This window comes from Escherichia sp. 10290 (assembly GCF_030295155.1).
Taxonomy (GTDB): domain Bacteria; phylum Pseudomonadota; class Gammaproteobacteria; order Enterobacterales; family Enterobacteriaceae; genus Escherichia; species Escherichia coli_F.
On the sequence record NZ_AP025741.1, the window covers coordinates 1 to 21,257 of the forward strand.

Consider the following 21,257-nt stretch of genomic DNA (forward strand, 5'->3'; position numbering starts at 1 on the left):
AGCTTTTCATTCTGACTGCAACGGGCAATATGTCTCTGTGTGGATTAAAAAAAGTGTCTCTGACAGCAGCTTCTGAACTGGTTACCTGCCGTGAGTAAATTAAAATTTTATTGACTTAGGTCACTAAATACTTTAACCAATATAGGCATAGCGCACAGACAGATAAAAATTACAGAGTACACAACATCCATGAAACGCATTAGCACCACCATTACCACCACCATCACCATTACCACAGGTAACGGTGCGGGCTGACGCGTACAGGAAACACAGAAAAAAGCCCGCACCTGACAGTGCGGGCTTTTTTTTCGACCAAAGGTAACGAGGTAACAACCATGCGAGTGTTGAAGTTCGGCGGTACATCAGTGGCAAATGCAGAACGTTTTCTGCGGGTTGCCGATATTCTGGAAAGCAATGCCAGGCAGGGGCAGGTGGCCACCGTCCTCTCTGCCCCCGCCAAAATCACCAACCACCTGGTGGCGATGATTGAAAAAACCATTAGCGGCCAGGATGCTTTACCCAATATCAGCGATGCCGAACGTATTTTTGCCGAACTTCTGACGGGACTCGCCGCCGCTCAGCCGGGATTCCCGCTGGCGCAGCTGAAAACTTTCGTCGACCAGGAATTTGCCCAAATTAAACATGTCCTGCATGGTATTAGTTTGTTAGGGCAGTGCCCGGATAGCATCAACGCGGCACTGATTTGCCGTGGCGAGAAAATGTCGATCGCCATTATGGCCGGCGTGTTAGAAGCGCGTGGTCACAACGTTACCGTAATCGATCCGGTCGAAAAACTGCTGGCAGTCGGTCATTACCTCGAATCTACCGTCGATATTGCTGAGTCCACCCGCCGTATTGCGGCAAGCCGCATTCCGGCTGACCACATGGTGCTGATGGCAGGTTTCACCGCCGGTAATGAAAAAGGCGAACTGGTGGTGCTTGGACGTAACGGTTCCGACTACTCCGCCGCGGTACTGGCTGCCTGTTTACGCGCCGATTGTTGCGAGATCTGGACGGACGTTGACGGGGTCTATACCTGCGACCCGCGTCAGGTGCCCGATGCGAGGTTGTTGAAGTCGATGTCCTATCAGGAAGCGATGGAGCTTTCCTACTTCGGCGCTAAAGTTCTTCACCCCCGCACCATTACCCCCATCGCTCAGTTCCAGATCCCTTGCCTGATTAAAAACACCGGAAATCCTCAAGCACCAGGTACGCTCATTGGCGCCAGCCGTGATGAAGACGAATTACCGGTCAAGGGCATTTCCAATCTGAATAATATGGCAATGTTCAGTGTTTCCGGCCCGGGGATGAAAGGAATGGTCGGCATGGCGGCGCGCGTCTTTGCAGCGATGTCACGCGCTCGCATTTCAGTGGTGCTGATTACGCAATCGTCTTCTGAATACAGTATCAGTTTCTGCGTTCCACAAAGCGACTGTGTGCGAGCTGAACGGGCGATGCAGGAAGAGTTCTATCTTGAACTGAAGGAAGGCTTGCTGGAGCCGCTGGCGGTGACGGAACGGCTAGCCATTATCTCGGTGGTAGGTGATGGTATGCGCACCTTGCGTGGGATCTCGGCGAAATTCTTTGCCGCGCTGGCCCGCGCCAATATCAACATTGTCGCCATTGCTCAGGGATCTTCTGAACGCTCAATCTCTGTCGTGGTAAATAACGATGATGCGACCACTGGTGTGCGCGTTACTCATCAGATGCTGTTCAATACCGATCAGGTTATCGAAGTGTTTGTAATTGGTGTCGGTGGCGTTGGCGGTGCGCTGCTGGAGCAACTGAAGCGTCAGCAAAGCTGGCTGAAGAATAAACATATCGACTTACGTGTCTGCGGCGTTGCCAACTCAAAGGCTCTGCTCACCAATGTGCATGGCCTTAATCTGGAGAACTGGCAGGAAGAACTGGCGCAAGCCAAAGAGCCGTTTAACCTCGGGCGCTTAATTCGCCTGGTGAAAGAATATCATTTGCTGAATCCGGTGATTGTCGACTGTACCTCCAGCCAGGCGGTGGCGGATCAGTATGCTGACTTCCTGCGCGAAGGTTTCCACGTGGTTACGCCAAACAAAAAGGCCAACACCTCGTCGATGGATTACTACCATCAGTTGCGTTATGCGGCGGAAAAATCGCGGCGTAAATTCCTCTATGACACTAACGTTGGGGCTGGATTACCGGTTATTGAGAACCTGCAAAATCTGCTCAACGCAGGTGATGAATTAATGAAGTTCTCCGGCATTCTTTCCGGTTCGCTTTCTTATATCTTCGGCAAGTTAGACGAAGGCATGAGTTTCTCCGAGGCGACCACGCTGGCGCGGGAAATGGGTTATACCGAACCGGACCCGCGAGATGATCTTTCTGGTATGGATGTGGCGCGTAAGCTATTGATCCTCGCCCGTGAAACGGGACGTGAACTGGAACTGGCGGATATTGAAATTGAACCTGTGCTGCCCGCAGAGTTTAACGCAGAGGGTGATGTTGCAGCTTTTATGGCGAATCTTTCACAGCTCGACGATCTCTTTGCCGCACGCGTGGCGAAGGCTCGTGATGAGGGCAAAGTTTTGCGCTATGTTGGCAATATTGATGAAGATGGCATCTGCCGCGTGAAGATTGCCGAAGTGGATGGCAATGATCCGCTGTTCAAAGTGAAAAATGGCGAAAACGCCCTGGCCTTCTATAGCCACTATTATCAGCCGCTGCCGTTGGTTCTGCGCGGATATGGCGCGGGCAATGACGTTACAGCTGCTGGTGTCTTTGCCGATCTGCTACGTACCCTCTCATGGAAGTTAGGAGTCTGACATGGTTAAAGTTTATGCCCCGGCTTCCAGTGCCAATATGAGCGTCGGGTTTGATGTGCTCGGGGCGGCGGTGACACCTGTTGATGGTGCATTGCTCGGAGATGTAGTAACGGTTGAGGCGGCAGAGACATTCAGTCTCAACAATCTCGGACGTTTTGCCGATAAGCTGCCGTCAGAACCACGGGAAAATATCGTTTATCAGTGCTGGGAGCGTTTTTGCCAGGAGCTGGGCAAGCAAATTCCAGTGGCAATGACGCTGGAAAAGAATATGCCGATCGGTTCGGGTTTAGGCTCCAGCGCTTGTTCGGTGGTGGCGGCGCTGATGGCGATGAATGAACATTGCGGCAAGCCGCTTAATGACACCCGTTTGCTGGCTTTGATGGGCGAGCTGGAAGGGCGTATCTCCGGCAGCATTCATTACGACAACGTGGCACCGTGTTTTCTTGGTGGTATGCAGTTGATGATCGAAGAAAACGACATCATCAGCCAGCAAGTGCCGGGGTTTGATGAGTGGCTGTGGGTGCTGGCATATCCGGGGATTAAAGTCTCGACGGCAGAAGCCCGGGCTATTTTACCGGCACAGTATCGTCGCCAGGATTGCATTGCGCACGGGCGACATCTGGCAGGCTTCATTCACGCCTGCTATTCCCGTCAGCCTGAGCTTGCCGCGAAGCTGATGAAAGATGTTATCGCTGAACCCTACCGTGAACGGTTACTGCCAGGCTTCCGGCAGGCGCGGCAGGCGGTCGCGGAAATCGGCGCGGTAGCGAGCGGTATCTCCGGCTCCGGCCCGACTTTGTTCGCTCTGTGTGACAAGCCGGATACCGCCCAGCGCGTTGCCGACTGGTTGGGTAAGAACTACCTGCAAAATCAGGAAGGTTTTGTTCATATTTGCCGGCTGGATACGGCGGGCGCACGAGTACTGGAAAACTAAATGAAACTCTACAATCTGAAAGATCACAACGAACAGGTCAGCTTTGCGCAAGCCGTAACTCAGGGGTTGGGCAAAAATCAGGGGCTGTTTTTTCCGCACGACCTACCGGAATTCAGCCTGACTGAAATTGATGAGATGCTGAAGCTGGATTTTGTCACCCGCAGTGCGAAGATCCTCTCGGCGTTTATTGGTGATGAAATCCCGCAGGAAATACTGGAAGAGCGCGTATGCGCGGCGTTTGCCTTCCCGGCTCCGGTCGCCAATGTTGAAAGCGATGTCGGTTGTCTGGAGTTGTTTCACGGGCCAACGCTGGCATTTAAAGATTTCGGCGGTCGCTTTATGGCACAAATGCTGACCCATATTGCGGGCGATAAGCCAGTGACCATTCTGACCGCGACCTCCGGTGATACTGGAGCGGCAGTGGCTCATGCTTTCTACGGTTTACCGAATGTGAAAGTGGTTATCCTCTATCCACGAGGCAAAATCAGTCCACTGCAAGAAAAACTGTTCTGTACGTTGGGTGGCAATATTGAAACTATTGCCATTGACGGCGATTTTGATGCCTGTCAGGCGCTGGTAAAGCAGGCGTTTGATGATGAAGAACTGAAAGTGGCTTTGGGGCTGAACTCTGCTAACTCCATTAACATCAGTCGTTTACTGGCGCAGATTTGCTACTACTTTGAAGCTGTTGCGCAGCTGCCGCAGGAAGCGCGCAACCAGCTGGTTGTCTCGGTGCCGAGCGGTAACTTCGGCGATTTGACTGCGGGCCTGCTGGCGAAATCTCTTGGCCTGCCGGTGAAGCGTTTTATCGCTGCCACTAACGTGAACGATACCGTGCCGCGTTTCTTGCACGACGGGCAGTGGTCCCCTAAAGCGACTCAGGCGACATTATCCAATGCGATGGACGTGAGTCAGCCGAACAACTGGCCGCGTGTGGAGGAGTTATTCCGCCGCAAAATCTGGCAACTGAAAGAGCTGGGCTATGCAGCCGTGGATGATGAAACCACGCAACAGACAATGCGTGAGTTAAAAGCGCTGGGCTATACCTCGGAGCCGCACGCTGCCGTAGCTTATCGTGCGCTGCGCGACCAGTTGCATCCAGGCGAATATGGCCTGTTCCTCGGCACCGCGCATCCGGCGAAATTTAAAGAGAGCGTGGAGGCGATTCTCGGTGAAACATTGGATCTGCCAAAAGAGCTGGCAGAACGTGCTGATTTACCCTTGCTTTCGCATAATCTGCCCGCCGATTTTGCTGCGTTGCGTAAATTGATGATGAATCATCAGTAACATCTATTCATTATCTCAATCAGGCCGGGTTTGCTTTTATACAGCCCGGCTTTTTTATGAAGAAAATATGGAGAAAAACGACAGGAAAAAAGGAGGAATTCTCAATAAATGCGGTAACTTAGAGATTAGGATTGCGGAGAATAACAACCGCCGTTCTCATCGCGTAATCTCCGGATATCGACCCATAACGGGCAATGATAAAAGGAGTAACCTGTGAAAAAGATGCAATCTATCGTACTCGCACTTTCCCTGGTTCTGGTCGCTCCCATGGCAGCACAGGCTGCGGAAATTACGTTAGTCCCGTCAGTAAAATTACAGATAGGCGATCGTGATAATCGTGGCTATTACTGGGATGGCGGTCACTGGCGCGACCACGGCTGGTGGAAACAACATTATGAATGGCGAGGCAATCGCTGGCACCCACACGGACCACCGCCACCGCCGCGCCACCATAAGAAAGCTCCTCATGATCATCACGGCGGTCATGGTCCAGGCAAACATCACCGCTAAATGACAAATGCCGGGTAACAATCCGGCATTCAGCGCCTGATGCGACGCTGGCGCGTCTTATCAGGCCTTGTATTATCCCTCCTGTGCAGAGAAAATCGGCCAGTTTTCTCTGCCTGCAGTCCGCATGCCGTATCGGGCCTTAGGTTTTCAACCTGTTGCGTAGATTTATGCAGCGGACTGCCTTTCTCCCAAAGTGATAAACCGGACAGTATCATGGACCGGTTTTCCCGGTAATCCGTATTTGCAAGGTTGGTTTCACGATGGAACATGAACTTCATTATATCGGTATCGACACCGCTAAAGAGAAACTGGATGTCGATGTGTTGCGTCCTGATGGTCGTCATCGCACCAAAAAATTCGCTAACACCACTAAAGGGCACGATGAGCTGGTGAGATGGCTGAAGGGTCACAAGATTGACCATGCGCATATCTGCATCGAAGCGACCGGCACCTATATGGAACCTGTCGCAGAGTGCCTTTACGATGCAGGTTACATAGTGTCAGTCATTAATCCTGCGTTGGGTAAAGCTTTCGCTCAGAGTGAAGGACTGCGTAACAAGACTGATACCGTGGATGCGCGCATGCTGGCAGAGTTCTGTCGTCAGAAGCGCCCTGCAGCCTGGGAAGCGCCTCACCCGCTTGAACGCGCGTTGCGTGCCCTGGTAGTACGCCACCAGGCGCTGACAGATATGCACACGCAGGAACTGAACCGCACTGAAACGGCGCGGGAAGTCCAGAGACCGAGCATTGATGCTCACCTTCTGTGGCTTGAAGCAGAGCTGAAGCGTCTTGAGAAGCAGATAAAAGACCTGACAGACGATGATCCGGATATGAAACACCGCAGGAAACTGCTGGAAAGTATCCCGGGTATCGGAGAGAAAACATCTGCGGTATTACTGGCTTATATAGGTCTGAAGGACCGCTTCGCCCATGCCAGACAGTTCGCCGCTTTTGCGGGTCTGACACCACGGCGTTATGAATCAGGCAGTAGTGTGAGAGGGGCAAGCCGGTTGAGTAAAGCCGGACATGTGTCGCTTCGCAGGGCGTTGTATATGCCTGCAATGGTAGCCACCAGTAAGACTGAGTGGGGACGGATGTTCCGTGACCGTCTGACGGCTAATGGCAAGAAAGGAAAGGTGATTCTTGGCGCGATGATGCGCAAGCTGGCACAGGTGGCGTATGGAGTGCTGAAGTCAGGCGTGCCGTTCGATGCGTCACGGCATAATCCGGTAGCTGCGTAAAAATCGCGGAAGGGATGAAAAAAACAGCGCCTGACGGCGCTGTGTCTGGCATGCCTGCAATCTGGGAAACCAGGGTAGAAAAAAACTTGCAGGCCATAACAGTATCTACGTTAATTCTGCAATATATTGAATCTGCATGCTTTTGTAGGCCGGATAAGGCGTTCATGCCGCATCCGGCATTTACTGCAAACTTAACGCTGCTCGTAGCGTTTAAACACCAGTTCGCCGTTGCTGGAGGAAGCTTCATCAAAGAAGTAACCTTCGCTATTAAAACCAGTCAGTTGCTCTGGTTTGGTCAGCCGATTTTCAATAATGAAACGACTCATCAGACCGCGTGCTTTCTTAGCGTAGAAGCTGATTATCTTAAATTTGCCGTTCTTCTCATCGAGGAACACTGGCTTGATAATCTCGGCATTCAATTTCTTCGGCTTCACCGATTTAAAATACTCATCTGACGCCAGATTAATCACCACATTATCGCCTTGTGCTGCGAGCGCCTCGTTCAGCTTGTTGGTGATGATATCTCCCCAGAATTGATACAGATCTTTCCCTCGGGCATTCTCAAGACGGATCCCCATTTCCAGACGATAAGGCTGCATTAAATCGAGCGGGCGCAGTACGCCATACAAGCCGGAAAGCATTCGCAAATGTTGTTGGGCAAAATCGAAATCGTCTTCGCTGAAGGTTTCGGCCTGCAAGCCGGTGTAGACATCACCTTTAAACGCCAGAATCGCCTGTCGGGCATTCTCTGGCGTGAAATCTGGCTGCCAGTCATGAAAGCGAGCGGCGTTGATGCCCGCCAGTTTGTCGCTGATGCGCATCAGCGTGCTAATCTGCGGAGGCGTCAGTTTCCGCGCTTCATGGATCAGCTGCTGGGAGTTGTCTAACAGCTCCGGCAGCGTATAGCGCGTGGTGGTCAACGGGCTTTGGTAATCAAGCGTTTTCGCAGGTGAAATAAGAATCAGCATATCCAGTCCTTGCAGGAAATTTATGCCGACTTTAGCAAAAAAAGGGAATGAGTTGATCGATAGTTGTGATTACTCCTGCGAAACATCATCCCACGCGTCCGGAGAAAGCTGGCGACCAATATCCGGATAACGTAACGGATCAAACACCGGGCGCACGCCGAGTTTACGCTGGCGTAGATAATCACTGGCAATGGTATGAACCACAGGCGAGAGCAGTAATATGGCGGTCAAATTGGTAATAGCCATGCAGGCCATTATGATATCTGCCAGTTGCCACATCAGCGGAAGACTTAGCAAGGTGCCGCCGATGACCGTTGCGAAGGTGCAGATTCGCAGACACCAGATCGCTTTAGGGTTGTTCAGGCGTAAGAAGAAGAGATTGTTTTCGGCATAAATGTAGTTGGCAACGATGGAGCTGAAGGCAAACAGAATAACCACGAGGGTAACAAACTCCGCACCCCAGGAGCCCATTAGCACCCGCATCGCCTTCTGGATAAGCTGAATACCTTCCAGCGGCATGTAGGTTGTGCCGTTACCCGCCAGTAATATCAGCATGGCGCTTGCCGTACAGATGACCAGGGTGTCGATAAAAATGCCAATCATCTGGACAATCCCTTGCGCTGCGGGATGCGGAGGCCAGGACGCAGCTGCCGCTGCCGCGTTTGGCGTCGACCCCATTCCCGCCTCATTGGAAAACATACTGCGCTGAAAACCGTTAGTAATCGCCTGGCTTAAGGTATATCCCGCCGCGCCGCCTGCCGCTTCCTGCCAGCCAAAAGCACTCTCAAAAATAGACCAAATGACGTGGGGAAGTTGCCCGATATTCATTACGCAAATTACCAGGCTGGTCAGTACCCAGATTATCGCCATCAACGGGACAAACCCCTGCATGAGCCGGGCGACGCCATGAAGACCGCGAGTGATTGCCAGCAGAGCAAAGACAGCAAGAATAATGCCTGTCACCAGCGGGGGAAAATCAAAAGAAAAACTCAGGGCTCGGGCAACGGCGTTCGCCTGAACTCCGCTGAAAATTATGCCGTAGGCGATGAGCAAAAAGAGGGCGAACAGAACGCCCATCCAGCGCATCCCCAGCCCGCGCGCCATATACCATGCCGGTCCGCCACGAAACTGCCCATTAACGTCACGTTCTTTATAAAGTTGTGCAAGGGAACATTCGGCAAACGAGGTCGCCATGCCGATAAACGCGGCAACCCACATCCAGAAGACGGCACCTGGTCCACCGGCGGTAATAGCCAGCGCAACGCCAGCCAGGTTGCCGCTACCCACGCGCGCCGCAAGACTGGTACACAATGACTGAAATGAGGTTAAACCGCCTGGCTGTGGATGAATGCTATTTTTAAGACTTTTGCCAAACTGGCGGATGTAGCGAAACTGCACAAATCCGGTGCGAAAAGTGAACCAACAACCTGCGCCGAAGAGCAGGTAAATCATTACCGATCCCCAAAGGACGCTGTTAATAAAGGAGAAAAAATCTGGCATGCATATCCCTCTTATTGCCGGTCGCGATGACTTTCCTGTGTAAACGTTACCAATTGTTTAAGAAGTATATACGCTACGAGGTAGTTGATAACTTCTGCGTAGCATACATGAGGTTTTGTATAAAAATGGCGGGCGATATCAACGCAGTGTCAGAAATCCGAAACAGTCTCGCCAGGCGATAACCGTCTTGTCGGCGGTTGCGCTGACGTTGCGTCGTGATATCATCAGGGCAGACCGGTTACATCCCCCTAACAAGCTGTTTAAAGAGAAATACTATCATGACGGACAAATTGACCTCCCTTCGTCAGTACACCACCGTAGTGGCCGACACTGGGGACATCGCGGCAATGAAGCTGTATCAACCGCAGGATGCCACAACTAACCCTTCTCTCATTCTTAACGCAGCGCAGATTCCGGAATATCGTAAGTTGATTGATGATGCTGTCGCCTGGGCGAAACAGCAGAGCAACGATCGCGCGCAGCAGATCGTGGACGCGACTGACAAACTGGCAGTAAATATTGGTCTGGAAATCCTGAAACTGGTTCCGGGCCGTATCTCAACTGAAGTTGATGCGCGTCTTTCCTATGACACCGAAGCGTCAATTGCGAAAGCAAAACGCCTGATCAAACTCTACAACGATGCAGGTATTAGCAACGATCGTATTCTGATCAAACTGGCTTCTACCTGGCAGGGTATCCGTGCTGCAGAACAGCTGGAAAAAGAAGGTATCAACTGTAACCTGACCCTGCTGTTCTCCTTCGCTCAGGCTCGTGCTTGTGCGGAAGCAGGCGTGTTCCTGATCTCGCCGTTTGTTGGCCGTATTCTTGACTGGTACAAAGCGAATACTGATAAGAAAGAGTACGCTCCGGCAGAAGATCCGGGCGTGGTTTCTGTATCTGAAATCTACCAGTACTACAAAGAGCACGGTTATGAAACCGTGGTGATGGGCGCAAGCTTCCGTAACATCGGCGAAATTCTGGAACTGGCAGGCTGCGACCGTCTGACCATCGCACCGGCACTGCTGAAAGAGCTGGCTGAGAGCGAAGGGGCTATCGAACGTAAACTGTCTTACACCGGCGAAGTGAAAGCGCGTCCGGCGCGTATCACTGAGTCCGAGTTCCTGTGGCAGCACAACCAGGATCCAATGGCAGTAGATAAACTGGCAGAAGGTATCCGTAAGTTTGCTGTTGACCAGGAAAAACTGGAAAAAATGATCGGCGATCTGCTGTAATCATTCTTAGCGTGACCGGGAAGTCGGTCACGCTACCTCTTCTGAAGCCTGTCTGTCACTCCCTTCGCAGTGTATCATTCTGTTTAACGAGACTGTTTAAACGGAAAAATCTTGATGAATACTTTACGTATTGGCTTAGTTTCCATCTCTGATCGCGCATCCAGCGGCGTTTATCAGGATAAAGGCATCCCTGCGCTGGAAGAATGGCTGACATCGGCGCTAACCACGCCGTTTGAACTGGAAACCCGCTTAATCCCCGACGAGCAGGCGATCATCGAGCAAACGTTGTGTGAGCTGGTGGATGAAATGAGTTGCCATCTGGTGCTCACCACGGGCGGAACTGGCCCGGCGCGTCGTGACGTCACGCCCGATGCGACGCTGGCAGTAGCGGACCGCGAGATGCCAGGCTTTGGTGAACAGATGCGCCAAATTAGCCTGCATTTTGTTCCAACCGCGATCCTTTCGCGCCAGGTGGGCGTGATTCGCAAACAAGCACTAATCCTTAACTTACCCGGTCAGCCGAAGTCTATTAAAGAGACGCTGGAAGGTGTGAAGGACGCTGAGGGTAACGTTGTGGTGCACGGTATTTTTGCCAGCGTACCGTACTGCATTCAGTTGCTGGAAGGGCCATACGTTGAAACGGCACCGGAAGTGGTTGCAGCATTCAGACCGAAGAGTGCAAGACGCGAAGTTAGCGAATAAAAAAATCCCCCCATGCGGGGGGATCTCAAAACAATTAGTGGGATTCACCAATCGGCAGAACGGTGCGACCAAACTGCTCGTTCAGTACTTCACCCATCGCCAGATAGATTGCGCTGGCACCGCAGATCAGACCAATCCAGCCGGCAAAGTGGATGATCGCGGCATTACCGACAATGTTACCGATCGCCAGCAGGGCAAACAGCACGGTCAGGCTAAAGAAAACGAATTGCAGAACGCGTGCGCCTTTCAGCGTGCCGAAGAACATAAACAGCGTAAATACGCCCCACAGACCAAGGTAGACACCAAGGAACTGTGCATTTGGCGCATCGGTCAGACCCAGTTTCGGCATCAGCAGAATCGCAACCAGCGTCAGCCAGAAAGAACCGTAAGAGGTGAATGCGGTTAAACCGAAAGTGTTGCCTTTTTTGTACTCCAGCAGACCAGCAAAAATTTGCGCGATGCCGCCGTAGAAAATGCCCATTGCAAGAATAATACCGTCAAGAGCGAAATAACCCACGTTGTGCAGGTTAAGCAGAATGGTGGTCATGCCGAAGCCCATCAGGCCCAGCGGTGCCGGATTAGCCAACTTAGTGTTGCCCATAATTCCTCAAAAATCATCATCGAATGAATGGTGAAATAATTTCCCTGAATAACTGTAGTGTTTTCAGGGCGCGGCATAATAATCAGCCAGTGGGGCAGTGTCTACGATCTTTTGAAGGGAAAATGAAAATTTTCCCCGGTTTCCGGTATCAGACCTGAGTGGCACTAACCATCCGGCGCAGGCAGGCGATTTGCAGTACGGCTGGAATCGTCACGCGATAGGCGCTGCCGCTGACCGCTTTAACCCCATTTAGTGCCGCGCCTACAGGGCCTCCCAGCCCCGCGCCGCGCAGCAAACCATGCCCAAGTACGCTCATTGCTGCGTGGGTGCGTAAAATGCGGGTCAATTGGCTGGAAAGCAAATGCGACACGCCTTTTGCCAATAATTTGTCTTTCATCAGCAGCGGCAGCAGCTCTTCCAGCTCATTCACCCTGGCATCGACCGCGTGCAGAAACTCCTGCTTATGTTCCTCGTCCATTTTCTTCCAGGTATTACGCAGAAATTGTTCCAGTAACTGTTGCTCAATTTCAAACGTAGACATCTCTTTGTCGGCTTTCAGCTTCAATCGTTTTGAAACATCGAGCAAAATGGCCCGATACAATTTACCGTGTCCACGCAGTTTGTTGGCGATACTATCGCCACCAAAATGCTGTAATTCTCCGGCAATCAGCTGCCAGTTGCGGCGATGTTGCTCGGGATGTCCTTCCATCGATTTAAACAGTTCGTTGCGCATCAGTACGCTGGAGAGGCGAGTTTTGCCTTTTTCATTATGGGTGAGCAGCCGGGCGAAATTTGCCAATTGTTCCTCACTACAATGCTGGAGAAAATCCAGATCTGAATCATTCAGGTAATTAACATTCATTTTTTGTGGCTTCTATATTCTGGCGTTAGTCGTCGCCGATAATTTTCAGCGTGGCCATATCCGATGAGTTCACCGTATGGCCGGAAAAGGTGATTTTTGAGACGCAGCGTTTATTGTCGTTATCGCTGTTAATGTTGATCCAGTCAGTGGTTTGCCCTTCTTTTATTTCTGAAGGAATATTCAGGCTCTGACTGGCGCTACGGGCGGCTTTGAAATAAACCGATGCACCACTTAACTGTAAATCGCCATGGTCGGCAGTGAGTTGAATGCGTTTAACAATGCGACAAACAGGAAGTTTCAGCGCCAGATCGTTGGTTTCGTTACGCGGCATCGCAATGACGCCGAGGATTTTATGGTTGTTTGCCTGCGCCGTGCAGCACAGCAGCAGGCTAATCGCCAGGCTGGCGGAAAGCGTAAAAACGGATTTCATAAGTATTCTCTTAGTGGGGAGAGGTAGGGGATGAATACCCACTAGTTTACTGCTGATAAAGAGAAGATTCAGGTACGTAATATTTTCTTTTTATTACAATTTTTCTATGAATGTCTTGGCTGCCATTCATTCTTTATATGAATAAAATTGCTGTCAGTTTCGTGTCTTGTTCTGGCATATCGCGAAATTTCTGCGCAAAAGCACAAAAAATTTTTGCATCTCCCCCTTGATGACGTGGGTTACGACCCCATTTAGTAGTCAACCGCAGTGAGTGAGTCTGCAAAAAAATGAAATTGGGCAGTTGAAACCAGACGTTTCGCCCCTATTACAGACTCACAACCACATGATGACCGAATATATAGTGGAGACGTTTAGATGGGTAAAATAATTGGTATCGACCTGGGTACTACCAACTCTTGTGTAGCGATTATGGATGGCACCACTCCGCGAGTGCTGGAGAACGCCGAAGGCGATCGCACCACGCCTTCTATCATTGCCTATACCCAGGATGGTGAAACTCTGGTTGGTCAGCCGGCTAAACGTCAGGCAGTGACAAACCCGCAAAACACCCTGTTTGCGATTAAACGCCTGATTGGCCGCCGCTTCCAGGACGAAGAAGTACAGCGTGATGTTTCCATCATGCCATTCAAAATTATTGCTGCTGATAACGGCGACGCATGGGTCGAAGTTAAAGGCCAGAAAATGGCACCGCCGCAGATCTCTGCTGAAGTGCTGAAAAAAATGAAGAAAACCGCGGAAGATTACCTGGGCGAACCGGTAACTGAAGCTGTTATTACCGTACCGGCATACTTTAACGATGCTCAGCGTCAGGCAACCAAAGACGCAGGCCGTATCGCTGGTCTGGAAGTAAAACGTATCATCAACGAACCGACCGCAGCTGCGCTGGCTTATGGTCTGGACAAAGGTACTGGCAACCGTACTATCGCGGTTTATGACCTGGGTGGTGGTACTTTCGATATTTCCATTATCGAAATCGACGAAGTTGACGGCGAAAAAACCTTCGAAGTTCTGGCAACCAACGGTGATACCCACCTGGGTGGTGAAGACTTCGACAGCCGTCTGATTAACTATCTGGTTGAAGAATTCAAGAAAGATCAGGGCATTGACCTGCGCAACGATCCGCTGGCAATGCAGCGCCTGAAAGAAGCGGCAGAAAAAGCGAAAATCGAGCTGTCTTCCGCTCAGCAGACCGACGTTAACCTGCCGTACATCACTGCAGACGCGACCGGTCCGAAACACATGAACATCAAAGTGACTCGTGCGAAACTGGAAAGCCTGGTTGAAGATCTGGTAAACCGTTCCATTGAGCCGCTGAAAGTTGCACTGCAGGACGCTGGCCTGTCCGTATCTGATATCGACGACGTTATCCTCGTTGGTGGTCAGACTCGTATGCCAATGGTTCAGAAGAAAGTTGCTGAATTCTTTGGTAAAGAGCCGCGTAAAGACGTTAACCCGGACGAAGCTGTAGCCATCGGTGCTGCTGTTCAGGGTGGTGTTCTGACTGGTGACGTAAAAGACGTACTGCTGCTGGACGTTACCCCGCTGTCTCTGGGTATCGAAACCATGGGCGGTGTGATGACGACGCTGATCGCGAAAAACACCACTATCCCGACCAAGCACAGCCAGGTGTTCTCTACCGCTGAAGACAACCAGTCTGCGGTAACCATCCATGTGCTGCAGGGTGAACGTAAACGTGCGGCTGATAACAAATCTCTGGGTCAGTTCAACCTGGATGGCATCAACCCGGCACCGCGCGGTATGCCGCAGATCGAAGTTACCTTCGATATCGATGCTGACGGTATCCTGCACGTTTCCGCGAAAGATAAAAACAGCGGTAAAGAGCAGAAGATCACCATCAAGGCTTCTTCTGGTCTGAACGAAGATGAAATCCAGAAAATGGTACGCGACGCAGAAGCGAACGCCGAAGCTGACCGTAAGTTTGAAGAGCTGGTACAGACTCGCAACCAGGGCGACCATCTGCTGCACAGCACCCGTAAGCAGGTTGAAGAAGCAGGCGATAAACTGCCAGCTGACGACAAAACTGCTATCGAGTCTGCGCTGACTGCACTGGAAACTGCTCTGAAAGGTGAAGACAAAGCCGCTATCGAAGCGAAAATGCAGGAACTGGCACAGGTTTCCCAGAAACTGATGGAAATCGCCCAGCAGCAACATGCCCAGCAGCAGACTGCCGGTGCTGATGCTTCTGCAAACAACGCGAAAGATGACGATGTTGTCGACGCTGAATTTGAAGAAGTCAAAGACAAAAAATAATCGCCCTATAAACGGGTAATTATACTGACACGGGCGAAGGGGAATTTCCTCTCCGCCCGTGCATTCATCTAGGGGCAAATCAAAAAAGATGGCTAAGCAAGATTATTACGAGATTTTAGGCGTTTCCAAAACAGCGGAAGAGCGTGAAATCAAAAAGGCCTACAAACGCCTGGCCATGAAATACCACCCGGACCGTAACCAGGGTGACAAAGAGGCCGAGGCGAAATTTAAAGAGATCAAGGAAGCTTATGAAGTTCTGACCGACTCGCAAAAACGTGCGGCATACGATCAGTATGGTCATGCTGCGTTTGAGCAAGGCGGCATGGGCGGCGGCGGTTTTGGCGGCGGCGCAGACTTCAGCGATATTTTTGGTGACGTTTTCGGCGATATTTTTGGCGGCGGACGTGGTCGTCAACGTGCGGCGCGCGGTGCTGATTTACGCTATAACATGGAGCTCACCCTCGAAGAAGCTGTACGTGGCGTGACCAAAGAGATCCGCATTCCGACTCTGGAAGAGTGTGACGTTTGCCACGGTAGCGGTGCAAAACCAGGTACACAGCCGCAGACCTGTCCGACCTGTCATGGCTCTGGTCAGGTGCAGATGCGCCAGGGCTTCTTTGCTGTGCAGCAGACCTGTCCACACTGTCAGGGCCGCGGTACGCTGATCAAAGATCCGTGCAACAAATGTCATGGTCATGGGCGTGTTGAGCGCAGCAAAACGCTGTCCGTTAAAATTCCGGCAGGGGTGGACACTGGAGACCGCATCCGTCTTGCGGGCGAAGGTGAAGCGGGCGAGCATGGCGCACCGGCAGGCGATCTGTACGTTCAGGTTCAGGTTAAACAGCACCCGATTTTCGAGCGTGAAGGCAACAACCTGTATTGCGAAGTCCCGATCAACTTCGCTATGGCGGCGCTGGGGGGCGAAATCGAAGTACCGACCCTTGATGGCCGCGTCAAACTGAAAGTGCCTGGCGAAACCCAGACCGGTAAGCTGTTCCGTATGCGCGGTAAAGGCGTCAAGTCTGTCCGCGGCGGCGCACAGGGTGATTTGCTGTGCCGCGTTGTCGTCGAAACACCGGTAGGCCTGAACGAGAAGCAGAAACAGCTGCTGCAAGAGCTGCAAGAAAGCTTCGGTGGCCCAACCGGCGAGCACAACAGTCCGCGCTCAAAGAGCTTCTTTGATGGTGTGAAGAAGTTTTTTGACGACCTGACTCGCTAACCTCCCCAAAAGCCTGCCTGTGGGCAGGCTTGGGTAAAAATAGGGTGCGTTGAAGATATGCGAGCACCTGTAAAGTGGCGGGGATCACTCCCCGCCGTTGCTCTTACTCGGATTCGTAAGCCGTGAAAACAGCAACCTCCGTCTGGCCAGTTCGGATGTGAACCTCACAGAGGTCTTTTCTCGTTACCAGCGCCGCCACTACGGCGGTGATACAGATGACGATCAGGGCGACAATCATCGCCTTATGCTGCTTCATTGCTCTCTTCTCCTTGACCTTACGGTCAGTAAGAGGCACTCTACATGTGTTCAGCATATAGGGGGCCTCGGGTTGATGGTAAAATATCACTCGGGGCTTTTCTCTATCTGCCGTTCAGCTAATGCCTGAGACAGATAGCCTCAAGCACCCGCCGCTATTATACAGCGCTTTTAATTCACTTCTGTTTTATCAATTCTTTTTCTGAAGACGCCTCGCATTTTTACGGAATAATATTTCAATACATCAATTTATTTAACTTAAATATATCCAGGGATTCACAAAAAAAAGGTGTTTTCCTCTATCAAAAGTGAATAGCTAAAGGAAATTAATTATTAAAGGTTAGTGTAATACTATAGAGAGACAAAGAAATACGTTCAGCAGTCAATGCTAAGTTCATCATGAAAAATGCCTATAAATCAAAGGGTGATATTTAAAACAGACACATTTTCTGAAACACGATATCTCTCCGCCCGTTCGCAAAAGTAATCTGCGATCTTCATCACGCTTCGATAGTCATCTTTAAATATACTGGCTTGGTCATTCTTAATAAAAATGAATTGTCTGGTGTATTAATTCCTATGGAATCATAAAAACAATGAATGGAGAACATATTATATGTCTGCCAAAAGACGACTTCTTATTGCGTGTACCCTGATAACAGCTATCTATCATTTTCCTGCATATTCTTCATTAGAATATAAAGGAACCTTTGGTTCAATAAATGCGGGTTATGCAGACTGGAATAGTGGATTTGTAAACACTCACCGTGGTGAAGTATGGAAAGTGACTGCGGATTTTGGGGTAAATTTTAAAGAAGCAGAATTTTACTCATTTTATGAAAGTAATGTACTCAATCATGCTGTAGCAGGGAGAAATCATACAGTTTCAGCAATGACGCATGTCAGACTCTTTGACTCTGATATGACTTTCTTTGGCAAGATCTATGGTCAATGGGATAACTCATGGGGTGACGATCTTGATATGTTTTATGGTTTGGGCTACCTCGGCTGGAATGGTTCATGGGGGGGGGTAAACCGTATATTGGATTACATAATCAATCTGGTGACTACGTATCAGCTAAATATGGTCAAACGAATGGTTGGAATGGTTATGTTGTTGGCTGGACAGCAGTATTGCCATTTATGTTATTTGACGAAAAATTTGTTTTATCTAACTGGAATGAAATAGAACTGGATAGGAACGATGCTTACACGGAGCAGCAATTTGGTCGGAACGGGTTAAATGGCGGTTTAACTATTGCCTGGAAGTTCTATCCTCGCTGGAAAGCCAGTGTGACGTGGCGTTATTTCGATAATAAGCTGGGCTACGATGGCTTTGGCGATCAAATGATTTATATGCTTGGTTATGATTTCTAATTTTTTATCAGGGAATAATTATGCAGAAAACGTTAATGGCCAGTTTGATCGGCCTTGCAGTTTGCACAGGGAATGCTTTTAGTCCTGCCTTAGCCGCAGAGGTTAAACAACCTAATTTAGTCATTATTATGGCGGATGATTTAGGTTATGGCGATTTAGCAACATATGGTCATCAGATCGTTAAAACCCCCAATATTGACAGGCTTGCCCAGGAGGGCGTCAAATTTACTGACTACTATGCCCCAGCTCCCTTAAGTTCTCCTTCGCGAGCGGGGTTATTAACGGGGCGGATGCCATTTCGTACCGGCATACGTTCATGGATACCAACGGGAAAAGATGTGGCATTAGGGCGTAATGAACTCACGATTGCTAATCTACTCAAAGCGCAAGGGTACGACACGGCAATGATGGGTAAGCTGCATCTGAATGCAGGCGGCGATCGTACCGATCAGCCTCAGGCAAAAGATATGGGCTTTGATTACTCACTGGTTAATACGGCGGGTTTTGTTACCGACGCTACTCTGGATAATGCGAAGGAGCGTCCCCGTTTTGGCATGGTGTATCCGACGGGTTGGTTGCGTAACGGGCAACCCACACCTCGTGCCGATAAAATGAGTGGTGAGTATGTCAGTTCGGAAGTCGTTAACTGGTTGGATAACAAAAAGGATAGTAAGCCTTTCTTCCTTTATGTCGCTTTTACCGAAGTGCATAGCCCCCTGGCTTCGCCCAAAAAATACCTCGACATGTACTCACAATATATGAGCGCGTATCAGAAGCAGCATCCTGATTTATTTTATGGCGACTGGGCGGATAAACCCTGGCGTGGTGTGGGGGAATATTATGCCAACATCAGTTATCTGGATGCTCAGGTTGGAAAAGTACTGGATAAAATCAAAGCGATGGGTGAAGAAGATAACACCATCGTTATTTTTACCAGTGATAACGGCCCAGTAACCCGTGAAGCACGTAAAGTTTATGAACTGAATTTGGCAGGGGAAACTGATGGATTACGTGGTCGCAAGGATAATCTTTGGGAAGGCGGCATCCGTGTTCCGGCGATTATTAAATACGGAAAGCATCTTCCAAAGGGAATGGTTTCAGATACTCCCGTTTATGGTCTGGACTGGATGCCTACGCTGGCGAAAATGATGAACTTCAAATTACCGACGGACCGCACTTTTGATGGCGAATCGTTGGTTCCTGTTCTTGAGCAAAAAGCATTGAAACGCGAAAAGCCATTAATTTTCGGGATTGATATGCCATTCCAGGATGATCCAACCGATGAATGGGCGATCTGTGATGGTGACTGGAAGATGATTATCGATCGCAATAATAAACCGAAATATCTCTATAATCTTAAATCTGATCGTTTTGAAACACTTAATCTGATCGGTAAAAAACCAGATATTGAAAAACAGATGTATGGTAAGTTTTTAAAATATAAAAGTGATATTGATAATGATTCTCTAATGAAAGCCAGAGGTGATAAACCAGAAGCAGTGACCTGGGGCTAACCTGATAATTATAATAAATGTAATGTATGCCATTTAGGGCTATGCCCGCCTGATTCAGTGCTATGCATTGAATCAGGTTCTTTTCGCGTTGAACAATATCAAGATACGGCTATTCGCAGGGAGTGGATATGTTTACCAACGTAAATGTTGATTGTTGCAAAACACCAGGATGTAAAAACCTGGGGTTGCTGAATAGCCAGGATTATGTCGCACAGGGTAAAAATATTTTATGCCGTGAATGTGGTTACTTGTTTCCAGTGATATCTGAACAGTCGCTTAATATTTATCGTAATATTGTGAATCACTCCTGGAGAGGTTTGATTTGCCAATGTTCAACTTGCGGAAGTACGTCTCTCAAAAAATATGGATATTCTGCACAAGGCCAGAGAAGAATGTATTGCCATCATTGTGAGAAAACATTTATCACTCTGGAACATGTAATTACCACACCACGAGGAGCCCAGTTAGCATTGATGATTGAGCAAGGGGAGGCACTTGCGGATATCAGAAAGTCATTACTTCTTAACAGCACTGGACTTAGCCGAGAACTGTTAAAATTAGCGCGTGGAGCAAACTATAAAGAAAGTCGACAGTGTTTGCCTGCTTCTGATATTACCCTGAGTACCCGTGCTTTTCGCGTCAAGTATAATGGTAGCAATAACTCTCTTTATGCTCTTGTTACCGCAGAAGAACAAAGCGGCAGGGTGGTTGCCATCTCAACCAATTACTCCCCATCTGCCGTAGAGCAACATTATCAATACACATCGAGCTATGAAGAGCGTATGCCTCCAGGGACGCTGGCACATCATGTCCAACGCAAAGAGTTACTCACTATGCGGCGGGATACCTTGTTTGATATTGATTACGGCCCGGCAGTTTTACATCAAAACGATCCGGGAATGCTGGTGAAGCCGGTTCTTCCTGCATATCGTCATTTTGAACTGGTCAGAATACTGACCGATGAACATTCCATTAACGTTCAGCATTACCTTGATCACGAATGCTTTATATTGGGCGGATGCCTGATGGCTTATTTGCAGCATATTCATCAAGGTCGCTGCCATATTTCCTTTGTCAAAGAGCGCGGTGTGGCACCTGCCAGCATTGATTTTCCACCGCGATTATTCCTTAGTGGTGGGGTACGAAACAATGTCTGGCGTGCATTTTCTAACCGCAATTATTCAATGGCTGTATGCAATCTCACTGGCAGTAAGAAAGTCCGCGAGATGCGGCATGCAACTTTGAACAGTGCGACGTGTTTTATCCACTTTGTGGAGAACCATCCTTTCCTTATATCATTGAACCGAATGTCTCCTGCGAATGTCGTTTCTACATTAGATATCTTCAAACATCTGTGGAATAAAAAACTAGATCATGGAACAATTTAATTATTACTTTTCCGAATAATTTCTTCAGAAATCTTGGCCTTAGACTATGATTAATGGGGGTTAAGGTCATCAGTCGCCGCTTTCGGGCATCAAAAACTCATCTCTCGCTGATGGCGCAATTCTTTTAATAGATCGTAAAAAACGAAC

General features: G+C 49.6%; 18 protein-coding genes, 1 pseudogene and 1 other annotated feature. Of the genes and pseudogenes, 13 read left to right on the plus strand and 6 right to left on the minus strand.

Going from position 1 to position 21,257, the window contains the following annotated elements:
• Positions 1–189: 189 nt before the first annotated feature.
• From thrL to QUE74_RS00030, 6 genes are all read left to right on the plus strand, one after another.
• Positions 190–255 carry a thr operon leader peptide gene (gene thrL / locus QUE74_RS00005; protein ID WP_001386572.1) on the plus strand — a complete coding sequence of 22 codons (66 nt, stop codon included), beginning with the start codon at positions 190–192 and terminating at the stop codon, positions 253–255.
• Positions 191–310: a sequence feature (Thr leader region), on the plus strand. It overlaps the preceding gene by 65 nt.
• A 25-nt stretch (positions 311–335) precedes the next feature.
• Positions 336–2,798 carry a bifunctional aspartate kinase/homoserine dehydrogenase I gene (gene thrA / locus QUE74_RS00010; RefSeq protein ID WP_001264706.1) on the plus strand — a complete coding sequence of 821 codons (2,463 nt, stop codon included), beginning with the start codon at positions 336–338 and terminating at the stop codon, positions 2,796–2,798.
• 1 nt (position 2,799) lies between these two features.
• The gene (gene thrB, locus QUE74_RS00015) at positions 2,800–3,732 is read left to right on the plus strand and encodes a homoserine kinase (RefSeq protein WP_000241660.1); all 933 of its coding nucleotides are present in this window, start codon (positions 2,800–2,802) and stop codon (positions 3,730–3,732) included.
• Complete coding sequence (gene thrC, locus QUE74_RS00020) at positions 3,733–5,019, plus strand: threonine synthase (protein WP_000781038.1); 1,287 nt, start codon at positions 3,733–3,735, stop codon at positions 5,017–5,019.
• Positions 5,020–5,232: 213 nt separating this feature from the next.
• A complete protein-coding gene (locus QUE74_RS00025; protein WP_000738723.1) occupies positions 5,233–5,529 on the plus strand; it encodes a DUF2502 domain-containing protein in 297 nt (98 codons plus the stop codon).
• Positions 5,530–5,789: 260 nt separating this feature from the next.
• A complete protein-coding gene (locus QUE74_RS00030; protein WP_000399529.1) occupies positions 5,790–6,770 on the plus strand; it encodes an IS110-like element IS621 family transposase in 981 nt (326 codons plus the stop codon).
• Between the two features lie 191 nt (positions 6,771–6,961).
• On the opposite strand, the gene yaaA is transcribed toward QUE74_RS00030, so the two are convergent.
• The gene (gene yaaA / locus QUE74_RS00035) at positions 6,962–7,738 is read right to left on the minus strand and encodes a peroxide stress protein YaaA (RefSeq protein ID WP_000906203.1); all 777 of its coding nucleotides are present in this window, start codon (positions 7,736–7,738) and stop codon (positions 6,962–6,964) included.
• Positions 7,739–7,807: 69 nt separating this feature from the next.
• On the minus strand, positions 7,808–9,238 hold the full coding sequence (locus tag QUE74_RS00040; RefSeq protein WP_001112573.1) for an alanine/glycine:cation symporter family protein: 1,431 nt from the start codon (positions 9,236–9,238) through the stop codon (positions 7,808–7,810).
• 278 nt (positions 9,239–9,516) lie between these two features.
• Between QUE74_RS00040 and tal the strand changes: the two genes are divergently transcribed.
• Positions 9,517–10,470: a transaldolase gene (gene tal, locus QUE74_RS00045; RefSeq protein ID WP_000130187.1), complete on the plus strand. Its 954-nt coding sequence runs from the start codon at positions 9,517–9,519 to the stop codon at positions 10,468–10,470.
• Between the two features lie 114 nt (positions 10,471–10,584).
• Complete coding sequence (gene mog, locus QUE74_RS00050; RefSeq protein WP_001094685.1) at positions 10,585–11,172, plus strand: molybdopterin adenylyltransferase; 588 nt, start codon at positions 10,585–10,587, stop codon at positions 11,170–11,172.
• Positions 11,173–11,206: 34 nt separating this feature from the next.
• Here mog and satP read toward each other — a convergent pair whose 3' ends face one another.
• The 3 genes from satP to QUE74_RS00065 form a co-directional block, all read right to left on the minus strand.
• The gene (satP, locus tag QUE74_RS00055; protein ID WP_000528541.1) at positions 11,207–11,773 is read right to left on the minus strand and encodes an acetate uptake transporter; all 567 of its coding nucleotides are present in this window, start codon (positions 11,771–11,773) and stop codon (positions 11,207–11,209) included.
• A 148-nt stretch (positions 11,774–11,921) separates the two neighbouring features.
• A complete protein-coding gene (gene msyB, locus QUE74_RS00060) occupies positions 11,922–12,635 on the minus strand; it encodes an acidic protein MsyB (protein ID WP_001102367.1) in 714 nt (237 codons plus the stop codon).
• Positions 12,636–12,660: 25 nt separating this feature from the next.
• Positions 12,661–13,065 carry a DUF2541 family protein gene (locus tag QUE74_RS00065; RefSeq protein ID WP_000843579.1) on the minus strand — a complete coding sequence of 135 codons (405 nt, stop codon included), beginning with the start codon at positions 13,063–13,065 and terminating at the stop codon, positions 12,661–12,663.
• Positions 13,066–13,440: 375 nt separating this feature from the next.
• Between QUE74_RS00065 and dnaK the strand changes: the two genes are divergently transcribed.
• On the plus strand, positions 13,441–15,357 hold the full coding sequence (gene dnaK / locus QUE74_RS00070; RefSeq protein WP_000516135.1) for a molecular chaperone DnaK: 1,917 nt from the start codon (positions 13,441–13,443) through the stop codon (positions 15,355–15,357).
• Between the two features lie 88 nt (positions 15,358–15,445).
• Complete coding sequence (dnaJ, locus tag QUE74_RS00075) at positions 15,446–16,576, plus strand: molecular chaperone DnaJ (RefSeq protein ID WP_001118464.1); 1,131 nt, start codon at positions 15,446–15,448, stop codon at positions 16,574–16,576.
• A 103-nt stretch (positions 16,577–16,679) separates the two neighbouring features.
• Here the strand turns inward: dnaJ and mokC are convergent, their stop codons facing one another.
• The gene (gene mokC / locus QUE74_RS00080) at positions 16,680–16,832 is read right to left on the minus strand and encodes a type I toxin-antitoxin system toxin MokC (protein ID WP_000809168.1); all 153 of its coding nucleotides are present in this window, start codon (positions 16,830–16,832) and stop codon (positions 16,680–16,682) included.
• 615 nt (positions 16,833–17,447) lie between these two features.
• Here mokC and QUE74_RS00085 point away from each other — a divergent pair.
• From QUE74_RS00085 to QUE74_RS00095, 3 genes and pseudogenes are all read left to right on the plus strand, one after another.
• A pseudogene (locus tag QUE74_RS00085) lies at positions 17,448–18,208 on the plus strand (outer membrane protein OmpK).
• A 20-nt stretch (positions 18,209–18,228) separates the two neighbouring features.
• Positions 18,229–19,722, plus strand: coding sequence for a sulfatase family protein (locus QUE74_RS00090; protein ID WP_001355224.1), 1,494 nt, complete (start codon positions 18,229–18,231; stop codon positions 19,720–19,722).
• Positions 19,723–19,850: 128 nt separating this feature from the next.
• Positions 19,851–21,110: an IS1/IS1595 family N-terminal zinc-binding domain-containing protein gene (locus QUE74_RS00095; protein WP_000494931.1), complete on the plus strand. Its 1,260-nt coding sequence runs from the start codon at positions 19,851–19,853 to the stop codon at positions 21,108–21,110.
• Positions 21,111–21,257 lie beyond the last annotated feature (147 nt).